This window comes from Castellaniella defragrans (assembly GCF_014203015.1).
GTDB lineage: Bacteria > Pseudomonadota > Gammaproteobacteria > Burkholderiales > Burkholderiaceae_B > Castellaniella > Castellaniella defragrans.
This window is the reverse complement of the sequence record NZ_JACHIB010000014.1, coordinates 45,651-61,554: the sequence shown is the minus strand read 5'-3', so window position 1 is coordinate 61,554 and position 15,904 is coordinate 45,651. Positions and strand designations below refer to the sequence as shown.

The 15,904-nt window shown below is 72.3% G+C and carries 12 protein-coding genes; 7 read left to right on the top strand and 5 right to left on the bottom strand.

Annotated elements, in window-relative coordinates; all coding sequences use genetic code 11:
* Positions 1 to 135: 135 nt before the first annotated feature.
* On the bottom strand, positions 136 to 762 hold the full coding sequence (gene eda / locus HNR28_RS12270) for a bifunctional 4-hydroxy-2-oxoglutarate aldolase/2-dehydro-3-deoxy-phosphogluconate aldolase (protein WP_043680786.1): 627 nt from the start codon (positions 760 to 762) through the stop codon (positions 136 to 138).
* A gap of 456 nt (positions 763 to 1,218) precedes the next feature.
* Between eda and HNR28_RS12265 the strand changes: the two genes are divergently transcribed.
* On the top strand, positions 1,219 to 1,959 hold the full coding sequence (locus tag HNR28_RS12265) for an IspD/TarI family cytidylyltransferase (RefSeq protein ID WP_052355619.1): 741 nt from the start codon (positions 1,219 to 1,221) through the stop codon (positions 1,957 to 1,959).
* A gap of 30 nt (positions 1,960 to 1,989) precedes the next feature.
* Positions 1,990 to 2,481 (top strand): 2-C-methyl-D-erythritol 2,4-cyclodiphosphate synthase, encoded by a 492-nt coding sequence (ispF, locus tag HNR28_RS12260; protein WP_043680789.1) that lies wholly within the window; start codon positions 1,990 to 1,992, stop codon positions 2,479 to 2,481.
* A gap of 10 nt (positions 2,482 to 2,491) precedes the next feature.
* Here ispF and HNR28_RS12255 read toward each other — a convergent pair whose 3' ends face one another.
* From HNR28_RS12255 to ompR, 3 genes are all read right to left on the bottom strand, one after another.
* Positions 2,492 to 3,040 carry a peroxiredoxin gene (locus HNR28_RS12255; protein WP_043680791.1) on the bottom strand — a complete coding sequence of 183 codons (549 nt, stop codon included), beginning with the start codon at positions 3,038 to 3,040 and terminating at the stop codon, positions 2,492 to 2,494.
* Positions 3,041 to 3,132: 92 nt separating this feature from the next.
* Positions 3,133 to 4,500, bottom strand: a complete 1,368-nt coding sequence (locus tag HNR28_RS12250) for an ATP-binding protein (protein WP_043680794.1) — start codon at positions 4,498 to 4,500, stop codon at positions 3,133 to 3,135.
* Between the two features lie 57 nt (positions 4,501 to 4,557).
* The gene (ompR, locus tag HNR28_RS12245) at positions 4,558 to 5,292 is read right to left on the bottom strand and encodes an osmolarity response regulator transcription factor OmpR (protein WP_043680797.1); all 735 of its coding nucleotides are present in this window, start codon (positions 5,290 to 5,292) and stop codon (positions 4,558 to 4,560) included.
* A 132-nt stretch (positions 5,293 to 5,424) separates the two neighbouring features.
* Here ompR and tsaB point away from each other — a divergent pair, with 132 nt between their 5' ends.
* Complete coding sequence (gene tsaB / locus HNR28_RS12240) at positions 5,425 to 6,663, top strand: tRNA (adenosine(37)-N6)-threonylcarbamoyltransferase complex dimerization subunit type 1 TsaB (protein WP_151025512.1); 1,239 nt, start codon at positions 5,425 to 5,427, stop codon at positions 6,661 to 6,663.
* The gene (locus tag HNR28_RS12235) at positions 6,660 to 7,592 is read left to right on the top strand and encodes a uracil-DNA glycosylase (protein ID WP_184142920.1); all 933 of its coding nucleotides are present in this window, start codon (positions 6,660 to 6,662) and stop codon (positions 7,590 to 7,592) included. The genes tsaB and HNR28_RS12235 overlap by 4 nt, the downstream gene beginning before the upstream one ends.
* Positions 7,593 to 7,660: 68 nt before the next feature.
* On the opposite strand, the gene lplT is transcribed toward HNR28_RS12235, so the two are convergent.
* Entirely contained in the window at positions 7,661 to 8,965 is a 1,305-nt protein-coding gene (gene lplT, locus HNR28_RS12230; RefSeq protein ID WP_043680800.1) for a lysophospholipid transporter LplT, read from the bottom strand.
* A gap of 178 nt (positions 8,966 to 9,143) precedes the next feature.
* Between lplT and smc the strand changes: the two genes are divergently transcribed.
* From smc to ligA, 3 genes are all read left to right on the top strand, one after another.
* On the top strand, positions 9,144 to 12,677 hold the full coding sequence (smc, locus tag HNR28_RS12225; protein ID WP_043680803.1) for a chromosome segregation protein SMC: 3,534 nt from the start codon (positions 9,144 to 9,146) through the stop codon (positions 12,675 to 12,677).
* A gap of 19 nt (positions 12,678 to 12,696) precedes the next feature.
* The gene (locus HNR28_RS12220) at positions 12,697 to 13,683 is read left to right on the top strand and encodes a cell division protein ZipA C-terminal FtsZ-binding domain-containing protein (RefSeq protein WP_043680807.1); all 987 of its coding nucleotides are present in this window, start codon (positions 12,697 to 12,699) and stop codon (positions 13,681 to 13,683) included.
* An 86-nt stretch (positions 13,684 to 13,769) separates the two neighbouring features.
* Positions 13,770 to 15,854 carry an NAD-dependent DNA ligase LigA gene (gene ligA / locus HNR28_RS12215; RefSeq protein WP_151025409.1) on the top strand — a complete coding sequence of 695 codons (2,085 nt, stop codon included), beginning with the start codon at positions 13,770 to 13,772 and terminating at the stop codon, positions 15,852 to 15,854.
* The last annotated feature ends 50 nt before the right edge of the window (positions 15,855 to 15,904 follow it).

The following is a 15,904-nucleotide window of genomic DNA, read 5'->3' as shown; positions in this document are numbered from 1 at the left end:
GTCAGGCTGACGCCTGGTTGATGTCCGGTTGATGTCCGGTCGGGCGCGCGGCGCCGGCATGATGCGGCGAGCCGTGCCGGGCTCCGCCGGCCGGGGCGCGGCCGGCGGCTGCGCCGGCCCGCCGCCGCAACGGATTCAGGGGTTGCCCAGCGCGTGGGCCTCGCGGGCGAGGGCCGTGATGGCGTCCCATTGGCGGGCCTCGACGGCGGCCGCCGGAGTCAGCCAGGAGCCGCCCACGCAGCCGACGTTGGGCAGGGCCAGGTACTGGGCGGCGTTGCCCGCGTGAATGCCCCCCGTGGGGCAGAAGATCAGGTCGGGCAGGGGGCCGTGCCAGGCCTTCAGCAGCGCCGCGCCCCCCACGGCCTCGGCCGGGAACAGCTTCTGCACCAGGAAACCCAGCTCGGCCGCGCGCATGGCCTCCGACGCCGTGGAGACCCCCGGCAGGAAGGGTATGCCCGAGGCGTGCGCGGCGCGCGCCAGGTCTTCGGTGAGGCCGGGACTGATGCCGAAGCGGGCGCCGGCGCGCACGGCGGCGTCCAGCTGCTGCGGCGTGCGCACGGTGCCCACGCCGACCACCGCCTCGGGCACCTGGGCCCCGATGGCGGCGATGGCGTCCAGCGCCGCCGCCGAACGCAGCGTGATTTCCAGCGTGCGCACCCCGCCCGCGACCAGCGCGCGGGCCAGATCCACGGCCGTGTCCGGGTCGCGGACCACGATGACCGGCATGACGGGGCTGAGTTCGATCAGTTCGAGGGCGTTCATGGGCAGGAGGGCGCGGGCGCCGAAGCGGTGAATGTAGCCATTCTACATGCGAAAGAGGATGGCATCGATGTTTTCACGATCGTGATATTCCGGCTACTTTTCCGGGGAACCTTTCCGGGGAACCTTTCCGGATGATCCTTCACGGATGATCCTTCACGGATGATCCTTGCCGGATGATCCCTCACGGATGATCCTTCACGGATGAGCTGTGCCGGATGGATTTTTCTGGATGAGCCTCCCCCGCCGGCCTTTCCCGGCCGGATCTTCCGCAGCCGGCCCTTTCGGGAGAGCCTTGCCGGGAACTTCTTTGGCGAACACCTTCCGCGCGGCCCCTGCGGGGCGCGCCGGATTCCAGGATCGCCGTGGGCTAAAATCGCTCCCCATGAACGCACCCTTGCGCCCGCCCGGCGCGGCACGGCCCGCGCGCCCGCCCGGCCTGGACGGGAAGGCTTCCCGATGACCGCGTCCCTGATCGCCCTGGTGCCCGCCGCCGGCATCGGCGCGCGCGCCGGCGCCGCCGACGGCCGGCCGAAGCAGTACCGCGCCCTGGGCGGCGAGCCCATGCTGCGCCATGCCGTGCGCGCGCTGCTGGCCGATCCCCGCATCGCGCAGGTCCGGGTGGCCGTGGCGCCCGGCGATCCCTGGGCGGACGAGGCGCTCGCGGGCCTGCCGCGCACGGTCTGGCGGCCCTGCGGCGGCCCCACGCGCGCCGAGACGGTGCGCGCCGCCCTGCGGGACGCGGCCGCCGACGCGGCCCTGGCCGACGACACCTGGGTGCTGGTGCACGACGCCGCCCGGCCGGGCCTGCCGGCCGACGCCCTGGCGCGCCTGATCGACGCCTGCCTGTCGCGGGACCGGGGCGGGCTGCTGGCCCTGCCGGTGGCCGACACGGTCAAGCAGGCCGCGGATGCGCCCGCCGATCACGCCCGCGTGGCGCGGACCCTGCCGCGCGAGGGCCTGTGGCTGGCGCAGACGCCGCAGATGTTCCGCGCCGGCGAGCTGCGGGCGGCGCTGGACGCGTGCGCCGGCGACCCGCGCGTGACCGACGAGGCCTCGGCGGTGGAGCTGGCCGGCGCGCCGGACCGCGCGCCGCTGCTGGTGCGCGGCGCGCGGGCCAACGACAAGCTGACCTGGCCGGAAGATTTCGCCTGGTTCGAGGACCGGCTGGCGGCGCGTGGTGCGCCGCGCGTCCGCTGAACGGCACCCCACTGGAGCACGCCCCCCATCATGACGTCCCCCTTTCCTTTCCGCATCGGCCAGGGCCACGACCTGCACGTCCTGGCCGAAGGCCGGCCGCTCATCATCGGCGGCGTGCGCATCCCCCACGACCGGGGCCTGGTCGGCCATTCGGACGCCGACGTGCTGCTGCACGCGATCACCGACGCGGTGCTGGGCGCCGCCGGGCTGGGGGACATCGGCCGCCATTTCTCCGACCGCGATCCGCGCTGGGCCGGCGCCGACAGCCGCCTGTTCCTGCGCGAGGCCGCGCGCCTGGCCCGCGCGGCGGGCTGGACCGTGGTCAACGTGGACGCCACGGTGCACGCGCAGGCGCCGAAGATCGCGCCGCACGCGCCGGCCATGGCCGCCTGCATCGCCGGTGAATTGGGCATCGAGGCGGCGAGGGTGAACGTCAAGGCCAAGACCAACGAGGGCCTGGGCTACCTGGGCCGGGGCGAGGGCATCGCGGCCAGCGCCGTGGCGCTGCTGGCCCAGGTTTAAGGGGCTACAGCTACAGCGTACCGCCCCCGATGGGGCGGTTGCAGGCGCACAGCTCGTCGGTGAGCAGCGCGTCGAGGACGCGCAGGGTTTCCTCGGGGTTGCGGCCGACGTTGAAGTTGTTGACCGACACGTGCTGGATGATGTTGTCCGGATCGACGATGAAGGTGGCCCGCAGGGCGACGCCCTCGGATTTTTCGCGGATGCCCAGCGGATCGACCAGCGCGCCCGCCGTGTCGCTGAACTGGTAGTGATTGAGCTTGTCGAATTCGGGGCTGGCGCGCCGCCAGGCGAGCTTGACGTATTCGTTGTCGGTCGAGCCGCCCATGAGCACGGCGCCGCGCGCCTCGAATTCCTCGGCCAGGGCGTTGAAGCCGAGGATTTCCGTCGGGCAGACCTGGGTGAAGTCCTTGGGGTAGAAGTAGATCACCTTCCATTTGCCGGGGAAGGACGATTCCGTGATGTCCTCGAAGGCCGAGACGCCGTTTTCCTCGTGCTGATTGAATCCCGGCTTGACGCCGGTGACGCGGAAGGCCTCGAGCTTGTCGCCTATGGTTTTCATCGGGGCTCCTGAGATGAGTACGGCCATGGGGGCCGCCGCCTCATTCTACGCCATGGCTCCGTCCGCACGGGCCGGTGCGCATCGGCGCCGCGCTACCCCTTGGCCTTGGGGATCTCGATGCGCGCCAGCAGCCCATGCGGGATGTTGGGCGCCAGGGTGAACTTGCCGCCCACCTGGCCCAGCAGCCGCTCGACGATGGACAGGCCCAGGCCGGCGCCGCTCACCCCGGTGCGGGCGGATTCGCCGCGCGCGAAGGGCCGCAGCAGCCGCTGGATGTCGGTCTGGGGGATGCCCACGCCCTGGTCGCGGACCTCGATGGTGAGCTGGTTGCCGGCCTGGTAGGCGACCAGCCGGATGTGGGCGCGCCCGTCGCTGGCGCTGCGGCCGTAGCGCCGCGCGTTCTCGATCAGGTTGCTGACGATGCGCTTGAGGTCGTTGGCGCTGATCCGCGCCTGCAGGCCGGGCTGGATGGAGGCTTCCAGCTCGCCGCCCAGGGATTCGGTGTGGCTGCGCTCGCGCTCGAACAGGTCCCGCAGCACGGAGGACACGTCGACGCCGGTTTCGGGCACCTGGCCGGCCGGCCGCGCGTATTCCATCAGCTGGCCGATGCTGTGGTTGATCTGGGCCAGGTCCTCGTCGATGGCCTGGCGGGCCTCGTCGGTCATGTGGCTCATCTCGATTTCCAGGCGGATGCGCGCCAGCGGGGTGCGCAGGTCGTGGGAGATCCCCGCCAGCATGATTTCCCGGTCGGCCTCGTTCTGCCGCAGGTCGCGCGCCATGCGGTTGAAGGCGATGTTCATGTCGCGGATCTCGACCGGCCCCTTTTCCGGCAGCGGGGTGGGGGTCTCGCCGCGCGCGAGCTGCTGGGCGACCTTGGCCAGCTGGGCCAGGGGCTGGTTGATGAAGCGCACGCTGATGGCCGCGCCCAGCAGCGCCAGCATCAGGGACGCCGCCACCCAGCCCAGCCATTCGCGGCCGGTGGTCAGGCGCAGCTGGTCGCGGTCGAAGACCAGCCAGTACAGGTCCTCGTTGATGTTGAAGCTGATCCAGATGCCGGGCACCTGGTTCACGGACCACATGATGGCCGTCTGGCTGCCCAGGCGGTTGCGGATCTCGCCGGACACGTTGGTCCAGTAGTCGGAGTGGGGCAGGGGCTCGAGCACGTCGGAACGCTCGCGCGGCTGGACGCGCAGGCTTTCCTGGGTGGCCAGGTCCAGCAGCAGGGAGGGCCGCACGGGCGGCGGCGCGTACACCAGGGCCGAGCGCGTGATGCTGACCGTGGTGGCGATGCGCTGCGCCAGCTGCGCGGCGCGCGGGCCTTCCTCGATGTTGAAGACGATCTGCAGCCACGCCCCCAGGCTGACCAGCATCAGCGAGGCGATCAGCAGGAAGGACCGGCTGAACAGCCCCAGCCGCAGCCGGAGCCGGATGCCGTGCCGGAGCCGCCTCGAAAAAGTCATGGATGCCTGCACCTGGATGCTGGACGCGGGTGCGCGGCCCGCGGGAGGGAAGAGGGCCTACTGGCCGCCGTCGGGCACGAACACGTAGCCCAGCCCCCAGACCGTCTGGATGAAGACCGGCTTGGAGGGGTTGGGCTCGATCAGCTTGCGCAGGCGCGAGATCTGCACGTCCAGGCTGCGGTCGAAGGCTTCGTATTCGCGGCCCCGGGCCAGTTCCATGAGCTTGTCGCGCGACAGCGGGACCTTGGGGTGGCGGGCGAAGACCTTGAGCACGGAGAATTCGCCGGTGGTGATGGGCACGGCTTCGCCGTTGCGCGTCAGGGTGCGGGTGGAGAGGTTCAGCACGTAGGGGCCGAATTCCACGGATTCGTTTTCCTGGCTGGGGGCGCCGGGGTGTTCTTCGGTGCCGCGGCGGCGCAGGATTGCGTTGACCCGGGCGAGCAGCTCGCGCGGGTTGAAAGGCTTGGTGAGGTAGTCGTCGGCGCCCATTTCCAGCCCGACGATGCGGTCGATTTCCTCGGCCTTGGCGGTCAGCATGATGATGGGCGTGTTGTCGTGGCTGCCGCGCAGGCGGCGGCAGATGGACAGGCCGTCCTCGCCGGGCAGCATCAGGTCCAGCACCAGGAGATCGAAGTGTTCGCGTTGCCAGAGCTTGGCCATTTCCTTGGCGTCCTCGGCGACGTAGACATTGAAACCCTGCTCGGACAGGTAACGGCGCAGCAGATCGCGCAGCCTGGGATCGTCGTCGACGATGAGGATCTTGCGGGTGAGGGTCTGGGTTTGCGTGTTCATGCGGAAAATGTAACAGGGTCGGGAAATGGGCACCAGCGCTTATCACAACAAATTACACAATAAGCGTTTGGTCGTCGTTTGGGAAACAGGAATAAGCGCCACCCTTGGCCTCTCCTTTAAAATGGCCGGGCCATGGACGATTTTCACATTCTCGCGTTTGAAACATCAAGCACTTTGTGCGGCGTCGCGCTGCTGTCCCGGACGGCCGGCCGCACCCGGCTGCGCACGGCCCAGCACGAGGGCCGCGGCGCGCACGCCGAGCGCATCCTGCCCATGGCGCAGGGGCTGCTGGACCAGGCCGGCCTGGCGCGGCGCGACCTGTCGGCGATCGCCTTCGGCCAGGGGCCGGGGGGCTTCACGGGGCTGCGCGTGGCCTGCGGCGTCGCCCAGGGCCTGGCCGTGGCGCTCGACGTCCCCGTGCTGCCGGTGGATTCCCTGTGCGCGGTGGCGCTGCAGGGGGCCGGCGAGGACCCGGCGGGGGTGCACGTGGTGCTGCAGGACGCGCGCATGAACGAGGTCTACGCCGCCGCCTACCGCGCGGGCGGCGCGGACTGGGTCACGCTGCAGGCGCCGGCCCTGCTGGCGCGCGCCGACGTGGCGGACTGGGCCGCGCGCGAATCGGCCGGCTGGGGCATGCGGGCGGGGGGCGGCTGGACGGCGCATGGCGATGCGCTCGACGTCTTTCCCGGCCTGGCGCGCGAGCTCGAAGCCCTGGGCGCGCGGCGCGCGGCCGCGGCGCCGGAGGGCGCGCACGCCCAGGCCGGCACCATCGCCCGGCTGGCGGAGCAGGCCTGGCGGGAAGGGCGGGCGGTGGACGCCGCCCTGGCCTCGCCCGCCTACGTGCGCGACAAGGTCGCCTACACCACGGTCGAGCGCGCCGGCGGGCTGGGGGGCAATCCCCAGGTGGATGCGGCGGCCCTCACCCTGCACGACATGACGGCCGCCGACGTCGACGAGGTCGCCGCCATCGAGAGCCGGGTGCAGTCCTTTCCCTGGACGCGCAAGAATTTCGCCGACGGCCTGGCCGCCGGCTATCGCGGCTGGGTGGTGCGCCGCATGGGGGCGATGCTCGGCTTCGCCCTGGTGATGGATGCCCCGGACATGGCGCACCTGCTGGTCATCGGCGTGCGCCCCGACGCGCAGCGCCAGGGCGTGGGCGAGCGCCTGCTGCGCCGCTGCATCGACCATTGCCGCCAGGCCGGCCTGCCGGCCCTGACGCTGGAAGTCCGCCCCAGCAACGAACGCGCCATCGCCTTCTATCGCCGCCACGGCTTCGCCCAGGTGGGACTGCGGCGTGGCTATTACCCGGCCACCCAGGGACGCGAGGATGCCTGGATCATGACCCTGGCCCTGGCGGCGGACGCCGCATGACGCCGCGCGTCCCGCTGCGCCCGGGCCAGCTCGCCTGGCTCGCCGAGATCGGCCTGGACACCCACTGGCTGGCGGAGCGGCCGGCGCCGGCGCCCGCCGGGACCGGTGCCGTCGATGCCGATGCGGTCGATGCCGATGCGGTCGATGCCGATGCGGTCGATGCCGGTACCGTCAATGCCGATGCCGCCGTCGAAACCGCAGCGCGCACCGGAGCTGGATTCCGCGCTCCCTCGCCCCCCGTGCCGGCTCCCGGCCCGACGCGCGTGCGCGCTCCGGCCGGGCTCGCCGTGCCGCCCGCGCCGGCCGCCGACGCCGCCGCGCCGGCGGATTGCCCCGACCTGGCCGCGCTGGACGCGGCGGTGTCGGCCTGCCGCCGGTGCGAGCGCCATGGCCAGCGCGTGCGGGCGGTGCCCGGGGCGGGCGAGGCGGTCCGGCCGTACTACCTGATCGTCGGCGAGCAGCCCGGCATCGAGGACGACGCCAGCGGCCGGCCCTTCCAGGGCGACCAGGGCCGCCTGCTGGCGGCCATGCTGGCGGCCGCGCGCCTGCCGCAGGGGGAATCGGCCTACCTGACCCATGTCGTGAAATGCCGCGCCGTGGGCGGACGCGAGCCGTCGGCGCAGGACATCGCGGCCTGCCTGCCGTGGCTGCGCCGGCAGATCGCCCTGCTGCGGCCGCGCTGGATCCTGGCGCTGGGCCGGGTGGCCGCGCAGGCGGTGATCGGGACGGATGCGGACCTGGACGCCTTGCGCGGCGGCCCTCACCGGCACGTGCCCGGGCAGGGCGAGCCGATCCCGGTGTGGGTCACCCACCCGCCTTCTTCGCTGCTGGTGCGCTCCGCCTGGAAGGCCGAGGCCTGGCGCGACCTGGCCGGCCTGGCCGCCGCCGTCCGCGAGGCGGAAGCGGCCGCCCCCCGGAACGGGGACTGATCGGGTTTCGTCGGGACGGCGGCCGGGGTCCATGCCAAGGCCGATGGTTCGAGGCCGCTGGCCGTGAATCAGTTCAGCGCCGTGCCGTGGCCCGGCTGCCCGATCATCTGGCTCAGTTCGGGGTGGGCGCGGTGGTTGAGCCGGTTCCACTGGATGAAGACCAGCATCAGGCAGGCCACCAGGATGCCGAACAGGGCGATGATCAGGTTGATCGACAGGCCCAGCCACAGCATGAGGCTGTACATGGCGAGCATCAGCAGGATGTTCAGCTGCTCGTTGAAGTTCTGCACGGCGATCGAATGGCCGGCCGACAGCAGGACGTGGCCGCGGTGCTGCAGCAGGGCGTTCATGGGGACCACGAAGAAGCCCGACAGGCCGCCGATCAGCAGCAGCAGGCAGTACACCGCCCAGGGCGCGTAGACGGCCGGCATCAGCAGCACCACCAGGCCCATCACCACGCCCACCGGCAGCACCGCCAGCGCGCCGCGCAGCGGCACCCGGCCGGCGCAGATCGCGCCGATCACGGTGCCGAAGGCGGCCACCCCCATCAGCACCGAGGCCTGGTCCAGGCGGTAGCCCAGGTGCTGGGCGCCCCACTCGATGACGATGAACTGCAGGGTCGCGCCCGCGCCCCAGAACAGGGTGGTGACCGCCAGCGAGATCTGGCCGAGCTTGTCGGTCCACAGGATGCGGACGTAGCGGGTGAAATTGCGGATCAGGGCCGCCGGATGGGTTTCCTGGCGGGGATAGAAGGCGTGCGTGTCGGGAATCAGCAGGTTGCAGAGAGCGGCGGCGACGTAGACCAGGCCGATCATCAGGATGGCGCTCTGGGCGGCGTTGTCGGCCAGGCGGTCCACCCACTCGAAGGACATCAGCCAGGCCGAGACCGCCGGGCTGATGAGCACCCCCCCCAGCACGGTGCCGACGATGACCGACAGCACGGTCAGGCCCTCGATCCAGCTGTTGCCCTTGACCAGCAGCTCGGGCGGCAGCATCTCGGTGACGATGCCGTACTTGGCCGGGGAATAGGCGGCCGCGCCGATGCCGACGACGGTGTAGGCCACGAAGATCAGCACCAGTTGGTGGCCATGGGCGAGCCCGAACGCGCCGTAGCTGAACATCAGCAGACAGCCGCAGGTCTTGAGCGCGTTGGTGGCGAACATGACGCGGCCCTTGGGGAAGGCGTCGGCGAAGGCGCCGACGAAGGCCGCGAGCACCACGTAGGCCAGGGCGAACCACCACTTCATCATGGGGGCCATCCAGTCCGGGCCGCTGAGGTCGGCGATCAGCCCGATGGCGGCGATGAGCAGGGCGTTGTCCGCGACGGACGAAAGCGCCTGCGCGGCCATGACCATGTAAAAGCCCTTGTTCAATCGCGGACCCCGAAGTGGTTGACGAAGGGGGCGGCCGCCGCGAGGCGCGCCCGTAAAAAAGAGTTGCAGTATAGCGGGTCGCCGTGCGGGCGGCGGCGCGCGCGGGCCGTCGCCCGGACCCGGTGCGTTATCATACGCTGTCATTCACGCGCCACGATTTTCCGTCCGCCTCAGCACCGTGCGCCTCACGCAGATCAAACTTGCCGGATTCAAGTCCTTCGTGGATCCGACCGTGATTCCCACGCCCAGCGAGCTGGTCGGCGTGGTGGGTCCCAACGGCTGCGGCAAGTCCAACATCATCGACGCCGTGCGCTGGGTGCTGGGCGAGACCAAGGCGTCCGAACTGCGCGGCGCCTCGATGCAGGACGTGATCTTCAACGGCTCGGGCCAGCGCAAGCCGGCCGCGCGCGCCTCGGTCGAGCTGGTGTTCGACAACAGCCAGGGCCGGGCGGCGGGCCAGTGGTCCACCTTCGCGGAGATCGCCGTGCGCCGGGTGCTCACGCGCGACGGCGCCAGCAGCTACTTCGTCAACAACCAGCCGGTGCGCCGCCGCGACATCCACGACATCTTCCTCGGGACGGGGCTGGGCACGCGCGGCTACGCCATCATCGGCCAGGGCATGATCAACCGCCTGATCGAGGCCCGCCCCGAGGAGCTGCGCGTCTACCTCGAAGAAGCCGCCGGCGTGTCGCGCTACAAGGAACGCCGCCGCGAAACCGAGAACCGCCTGAGCGACACGCGCGAAAACCTCACCCGGCTGGAAGACATCCTGCGCGAACTCGCCGGCCAGCTCGAAAAGCTCGAATCCCAGGCCCGGGTGGCGGCCGACTACCGCGCGCTGCAGGCCGAAGGCGAACTCAAGCAGCACGCCCTGTGGCTGCTGCGCGAGCAGGCCGCGCGCGAAAGCCGCCAGACCCTGGCCGTGGAAACCGAACGCGCCCAGGCCGAGCTGGAATCGGCCGTGGCCGGGCTGCGCGCCCTGGAGTCCGACCTGGAAACCCGCCGCGCCGCGCATTTCGAGGCCAGCGAGCGGGCCCACCAGGCGCAGGGCCGGCTGTTCGAGGCCGGCGCCCAGGTCAGCCGCCTCGAAGCCGAAATCCGCCACGTGGTCGATTCGCGCAACCGCCTGCAGGTCCGGCGCGCGCAATTGCAGGCCCAGCAGCAGGAATGGGGCGACCAGCGCGCCCACAGCCAGGCCTCGATCGAGGACACCCAGGTGCAGATCGAGGAAGCCGAGGCCCGCGCCGAACAGCTCGCCGAGCAGGCGCAAAGCGCCCAGGACGGCCTGCCGGAACTCGACGCCCGCCTGCGCGGCCTGGCGGCCCAAAGAGACGAATGGCGGCGCGCCCTGGCGCGCACCGAACAGGACCTGGCGCTCGCCGCGCAGTCCCAGCGCGACGCCGACGGCCAGTGGCGCGCCCTGGAAGACCGCCGCGCGCGCCTCGAAGCCGAGCGCGCCGCCCTGGGCGCGCCGGACCCGGCCGAACTGCAGCGCTGGGCGGGGGAATGCGCCGTCGCCCAGGAACGCCTGGAGGAAGCCCAGGCGCGGCTGCTCGAACTCGAATCCCGCCTGCCGGACCTGGAGGCCGCCCGGGCCGAGGCCCTGCAGGCCAGCCAGGCGGCCCGGCTGGACCTCGAAAGGCTCGACGCGCGCCGCCAGGCCCTGATCGCGCTCCAGGAAAAGATCCAGTCCGAGGACGCGCTGGAGCCCTGGCTGCAGCGCCAGGGGCTGGGCGGCCTGACCCGCCTGTGGCAGCAGCTGCGGGTCGAGGCGGGCTGGGAAACCGCCCTGGAAGCCGTGCTGCACGAACGCATGAACGCCCTGGGCCTGCGCACGCTGGACCACGTGCGCGCCTTCGCCCAGGACGCGCCGCCCGCGCGCCTGGCCTTCTACCAGGTCCCCGAGGCGGCCGCGGCGCCCGCGCCGGCGGGGCCGGACGCGCCGCGCCTGCTGGATTTCGTCCAGGCGCGCGATGCCGCCCTGCAGGCCCTGCTGGCCGTGTGGCTGCGCGACGTGCGCGTGGCCGACGACCTGGGCGCCGCCATCGCCCGGCGCGGCGAGCTGCCGCCGGGCGGCGTCTGGGTGCTGCGCGACGGCCACCGGGTCGATGCCTGCAGCGTGCGCTTCTACGCCACCGATTCGGAGCAGGCCGGCCAGCTGGCGCGCCGCCAGCAGATCGACAACCTGGCGCTGGAGATCCGCGCCGCCCGGCTGATCGCCGACCAGGCCCTGGACGCCCATGCCCAGGCCGACGCCGCCTGCCGCAACCTCGCTCAGGCGCTGCAGCCCGCGCGCCAGCAGATCGCCGAGCGCATGCGGGCGCAGCACGACGCGCAGATCCGCCACCAGCAGCTCAGCCAGCAGGCGGCGCAGTCCGACGAGCAGTCCCGCCGCCTGGCGCGCGACCTGGACGAGCTGGCCGGGCAGCAGGCCGCGCTCGACGCGCGGCGGGCCGAGGCCGAGGCCCGCTTCGAGTCCCTGGACCAGGTCCTGGCCGAACAGCAGGAACGCCTGGCGGAGCTGGACCTGCAGGCCGAGGACCTGTCGCGCCAGGCCGAGCAGGCCCGCCAGCGGGGCCGCGACCAGGAGCGCGCCGCCCAGGAAGCCGAATACGCCGTGCGCACCCTGCGCCACCGGCTCGACGAACTGCGCCGCACCCTGCAGCTGGCCGAGGAACAGGCCCGCCGTTCGGGGGCCGAGCTCGAATCCCTGCAGGGCGAGCTGTTCGAGCTGGACGAATCCATGGCCCAGGCCGGCCTGCAGGACGCCCTGGAAACCCGGGCCGCCTGCGAGGACGCCCTGCGCGAGGCGCGGCTGGAGCAGGAGCGGGCGGCCGCCGCCCTGCGCGAGGCCGACGAGGGCCGGCTGACGCTGGAGCGCGGCCTGGACCCCCTGCGCGCGCGCATCACCGAGCTGCAGCTCAAGGAACAGGCCTCGCGCCTGTCGGTCGAGCAGTTCGCCGAGCAGCTCGACGCCCGCCAGGTGGACCGCGACGCCCTGCGCCGCCACCTGGACGAGCAGCCGCCCCCGTGGCGGCGCCTGGACTGGCTGCAGTCCGAAGTCCAGCGCATCACGCGCGGCATCGAAGCGCTGGGCGCCGTGAACCTCGCGGCGCTCGACGAGCTGACGGCGGCGCGCGAGCGCAAGGGCTTTCTCGACGCCCAGCAGGCCGACCTGCTGGCCGCCATCGACACTCTGGAGAACGCCATCCGCCGCATCGACCGCGAGACCCGCGAGCTGCTGTCGCAGACCTTCGAGACGGTCAACGGCCATTTCGGCGAGCTCTTTCCCCAGCTGTTCGGCGGCGGCGAGGCCCGCCTGACCATGACCGGCGAGGAAATCCTGGACGCCGGCGTTCAGGTCATGGCCCAGCCGCCGGGCAAGCGCAACAGCACCATCCACCTGCTGTCGGGCGGCGAAAAGGCCCTGACGGCGACGGCCCTGGTGTTCGCCTTGTTCAAGCTCAATCCGGCGCCGTTCTGCCTGCTCGACGAGGTCGATGCGCCGCTGGACGACGCCAATACCGAACGGTACGCGAACCTGGTGCGCGGCATGAGCGGCCAGACGCAGTTCCTGTTCATTTCACACAACAAAATCGCCATGCAGATGGCACGGCAGCTGGTCGGGGTGACCATGCAGGAGCAGGGCGTGTCGCGGATCGTGGCCGTGGACATGGACTCGGCCCTGCAATGGGCGGCCGAGGCGGCCTGATCCGGACGAAGAGGGTTCTATGAGCGACTTGCAGATCTTGCTGATTTCGATCGGGGTGGCGCTGATCGTCGTCGTCCTGCTGTACAACGCGTGGCAGGACTGGCGGGCGCGGCGCAGCATGCGCCAGTCGCTGCCCGACACCGGCCACGACGTGCTGATGCGCGATGCGGCGCCCCGGCGCGAACCGGTGTGGCAGGCCGGCCGCCCGGCGGCCGACGAGAGCGCCGAGGCCGACCCCGCCTGCGAGGCGGTGATCGACATCGCCCTGGCCCATCCCGTGGCGGGCGAGTCCCTGGCCGAGGCCCTGCGCTCCATCACCCGCGTCGGCAAGAAGCCGGTGCGCGTGTTCGCCGAGCGCGAGGGCGGCGGCCACCGCGCCGAGGCGCTGCCGGGCGAATCCTACGTGTCGCTGCAGCTGGCGGTGGTGCTGGCCAATCGCAGCGGCCCGCTCACGGCCATCGAATGGTCCAACCTCTGGACCCTGGCGCAGAACCTGGCCGAGCGCTTCGAGGGCCTGATCGAGGCTCCGGACCAGGATGCGGTGCTGCGCCAGGCGGCGGAGCTGGACGCGCGCTGTGCCGCCATGGACGCCCAGGTCGGGCTGATCCTGCAGCTGGCGCAGCCGCGTCCGGTGGCGGCGATCCTCCAGGCGGCCGCCGAGGCGGGCTTCGTCCAGGCGCGCGGCCAGTGGGCCTGGATGGCGGAAAACGGCCTGCCGCGCTTCGCCCTGCAGATCGATGCCGCGGAAGGCGGGTCCGCGCACCGCGTGGACCTGGTGCTGGACGTGCCCAACAGCCTGCCCGACGACCAGGCCTTCAGCCGCATGGTGGCCGTGGGACGCGACCTGGCCACGCGCCTGGACGCCCACGTGCTGGACGACCAGGGCCGCACCTTCCAGGACGGTTCCGCGCCCGCCATCGACCGGCAGATCAGCGCGCTGTACGACCAGCTCGACCAGGCCGGCTTCCTGGCCGGCACGGACCGCGCGGCACGGGTGTTCTCGTGACCGCACGCGCCGACGCGCACGCCGCCGGCCAGGGAGGCTCGCGGCCGGACCCGGCGGCGCCGGACGCCGCGGCCGACACGGCCGCCGTGGCCCGGGCGGCCGCCGACCGGCAGCGCCTGGAGGCCCTGCGCGCCGAGATCGAGAGCCACAACCGCCGCTACTACGTCGAGGACGCGCCCTCCGTCTCGGACGCGCAGTACGACCGCCTGATGGCCGAGCTGCAGGCCCTCGAACGCGAGCATCCGGACTGGGTGACGCCCGATTCCCCCACGCAGCGGGTCGGCGCGGCGCCGCTGGCGCATTTCGCCACCGTGCGGCACGCCGTGCGCATGCTGTCGCTGGGCAACGCCTTCGACGCCGAGGACATCGTCGCCTTCGACGAGCGCATCGTCTCCACCCTGATCGGATCCGGCCTGCTGGCCGGCGCGGCGCCCGAAGCCGGCGTCGCCTACGTCGCGGAATACAAGTTCGACGGCCTGGCCGTCAGCCTGCGCTACGAGGGCGGGCGCCTGGTGCAGGCGGCGACCCGGGGCGACGGCGCCCGGGGCGAGGACATCACCGCCAACATCCGCACGCTGCGCTCGGTGCCCCTGCGCCTGCGGGGCGAGGCGCCCGCCGTGCTCGAAGTGCGCGGCGAGGTCCTGATGACGCGGGCGGACTTCGCGCGCCTGAACGAGGCCCAGGTCGCCCGGGGCGACAAGCCCTTCGTCAATCCGCGCAACGCCGCGGCCGGCAGCCTGCGCCAGCTCGATCCGCGTGTGACGGCCACCCGGCCGCTGCGCTTCTACGCCTACGGCTGGGGGCAGATCCAGGACGATCGCGGCGCCGACCTGCGGCCGCGCCCCACCCATTCCGCGATGCTGGACTGGCTGGCCGGCTTCGGCTTCGCCGTCAGCCCCGGCCGCACGGCGTGCCGGGGCGCGGCCGGATTGCTGCGCTTCTACGAGACCGTGGGGGCGTCGCGTGCGGAGCTGCCCTACGAGATCGACGGGGTGGTCTACAAGGTGGACGACCTGCGCGCCCAGGACGTGCTGGGTTTCGTCGCGCGCGCGCCGCGCTTCGCCATCGCGCACAAATTCCCCGCCCAGGAGGAAACCACCCGGCTGATCGGCATCGAAGTCCAGGTTGGGCGCACCGGCGCGCTGACGCCGGTGGCCCGGCTGCAGCCGGTCTTCGTCGGCGGCGTGACCGTCACCAACGCCACGCTGCACAACGAGGACGAGATCCGCCGCAAGGACGTGCGCATCGGCGACACCGTGGTGGTGCGCCGCGCCGGCGACGTGATCCCCGAGGTGGTCGGGCCGGTGCTGTCGCTGCGCCCGGCCGACGCCCAGGTTTTCGACCTGCTGGCCGCCTGTCCGGTGTGCCCCGTCTGCGGCTCGGCGGTCGAGCGCCCGGAGGGCGAGGCCATCACGCGCTGCACCGGCGGGCTGTTCTGCCCCGCGCAGCGCAAGCAGACCCTGTGGCATGCCGCCAGCCGCAAGGCCCTGGACATCGACGGCCTGGGCGACAAGCTGATCGAGCAGCTGGTGGACAGCGGCAGGGTCCACACCCTGGCCGACCTGTACAAGCTGGCGGACCCGGCGGGCGGGGGGGAACTGGTGCTGGCCAGCTATCCCCGCATGGGGGCGAAATCGGCGCGCAACCTGGTGGAGGCGATCAATCAGCGCCGCCGCCCGCCGCTGTCGCGCCTGCTGTACGCCCTGGGCATCCGCCACGTGGGCGAGACCACCGCGCGCGACGTGGCGCGGCATTTCGGCTCCATCGAGGCCATCATGGACGCCTCCGAGGAAGAACTGCTGCAGGTGCCGGACGTCGGCCCGGTGGTGGCGGCCTCGATCCGGCGCTTCTTCGCCGAGGCGCACAACCGCGAGGTCATCGCCGCGCTGCGCGCCGAGGGAGTCGAGCCCCAGGCCGACGCGGCGCCCGCCGGCGAAAAGCCCCTGGCGGGCAAGACCCTGGTGCTGACGGGCACCCTGCCCACCCTGAGCCGCGACGAGGCCACGCGCCTGATCCTGGCCGCCGGCGGCAAGGTCAGCGGCTCGGTATCGCGCAAGACCGCCTGGGTGGTGGCCGGCGAGGACGCCGGCAGCAAGCTCGCCAAGGCCGCCGAACTGGGCGTGGCCGTGATCGACGAAGCCGGACTGCAGGCGCTGCTGGGGCAGGGCTGAATCCCTGATCGAATGAAAACGGCCTCCCCGACGGGAGGCCGTTGAAGGCA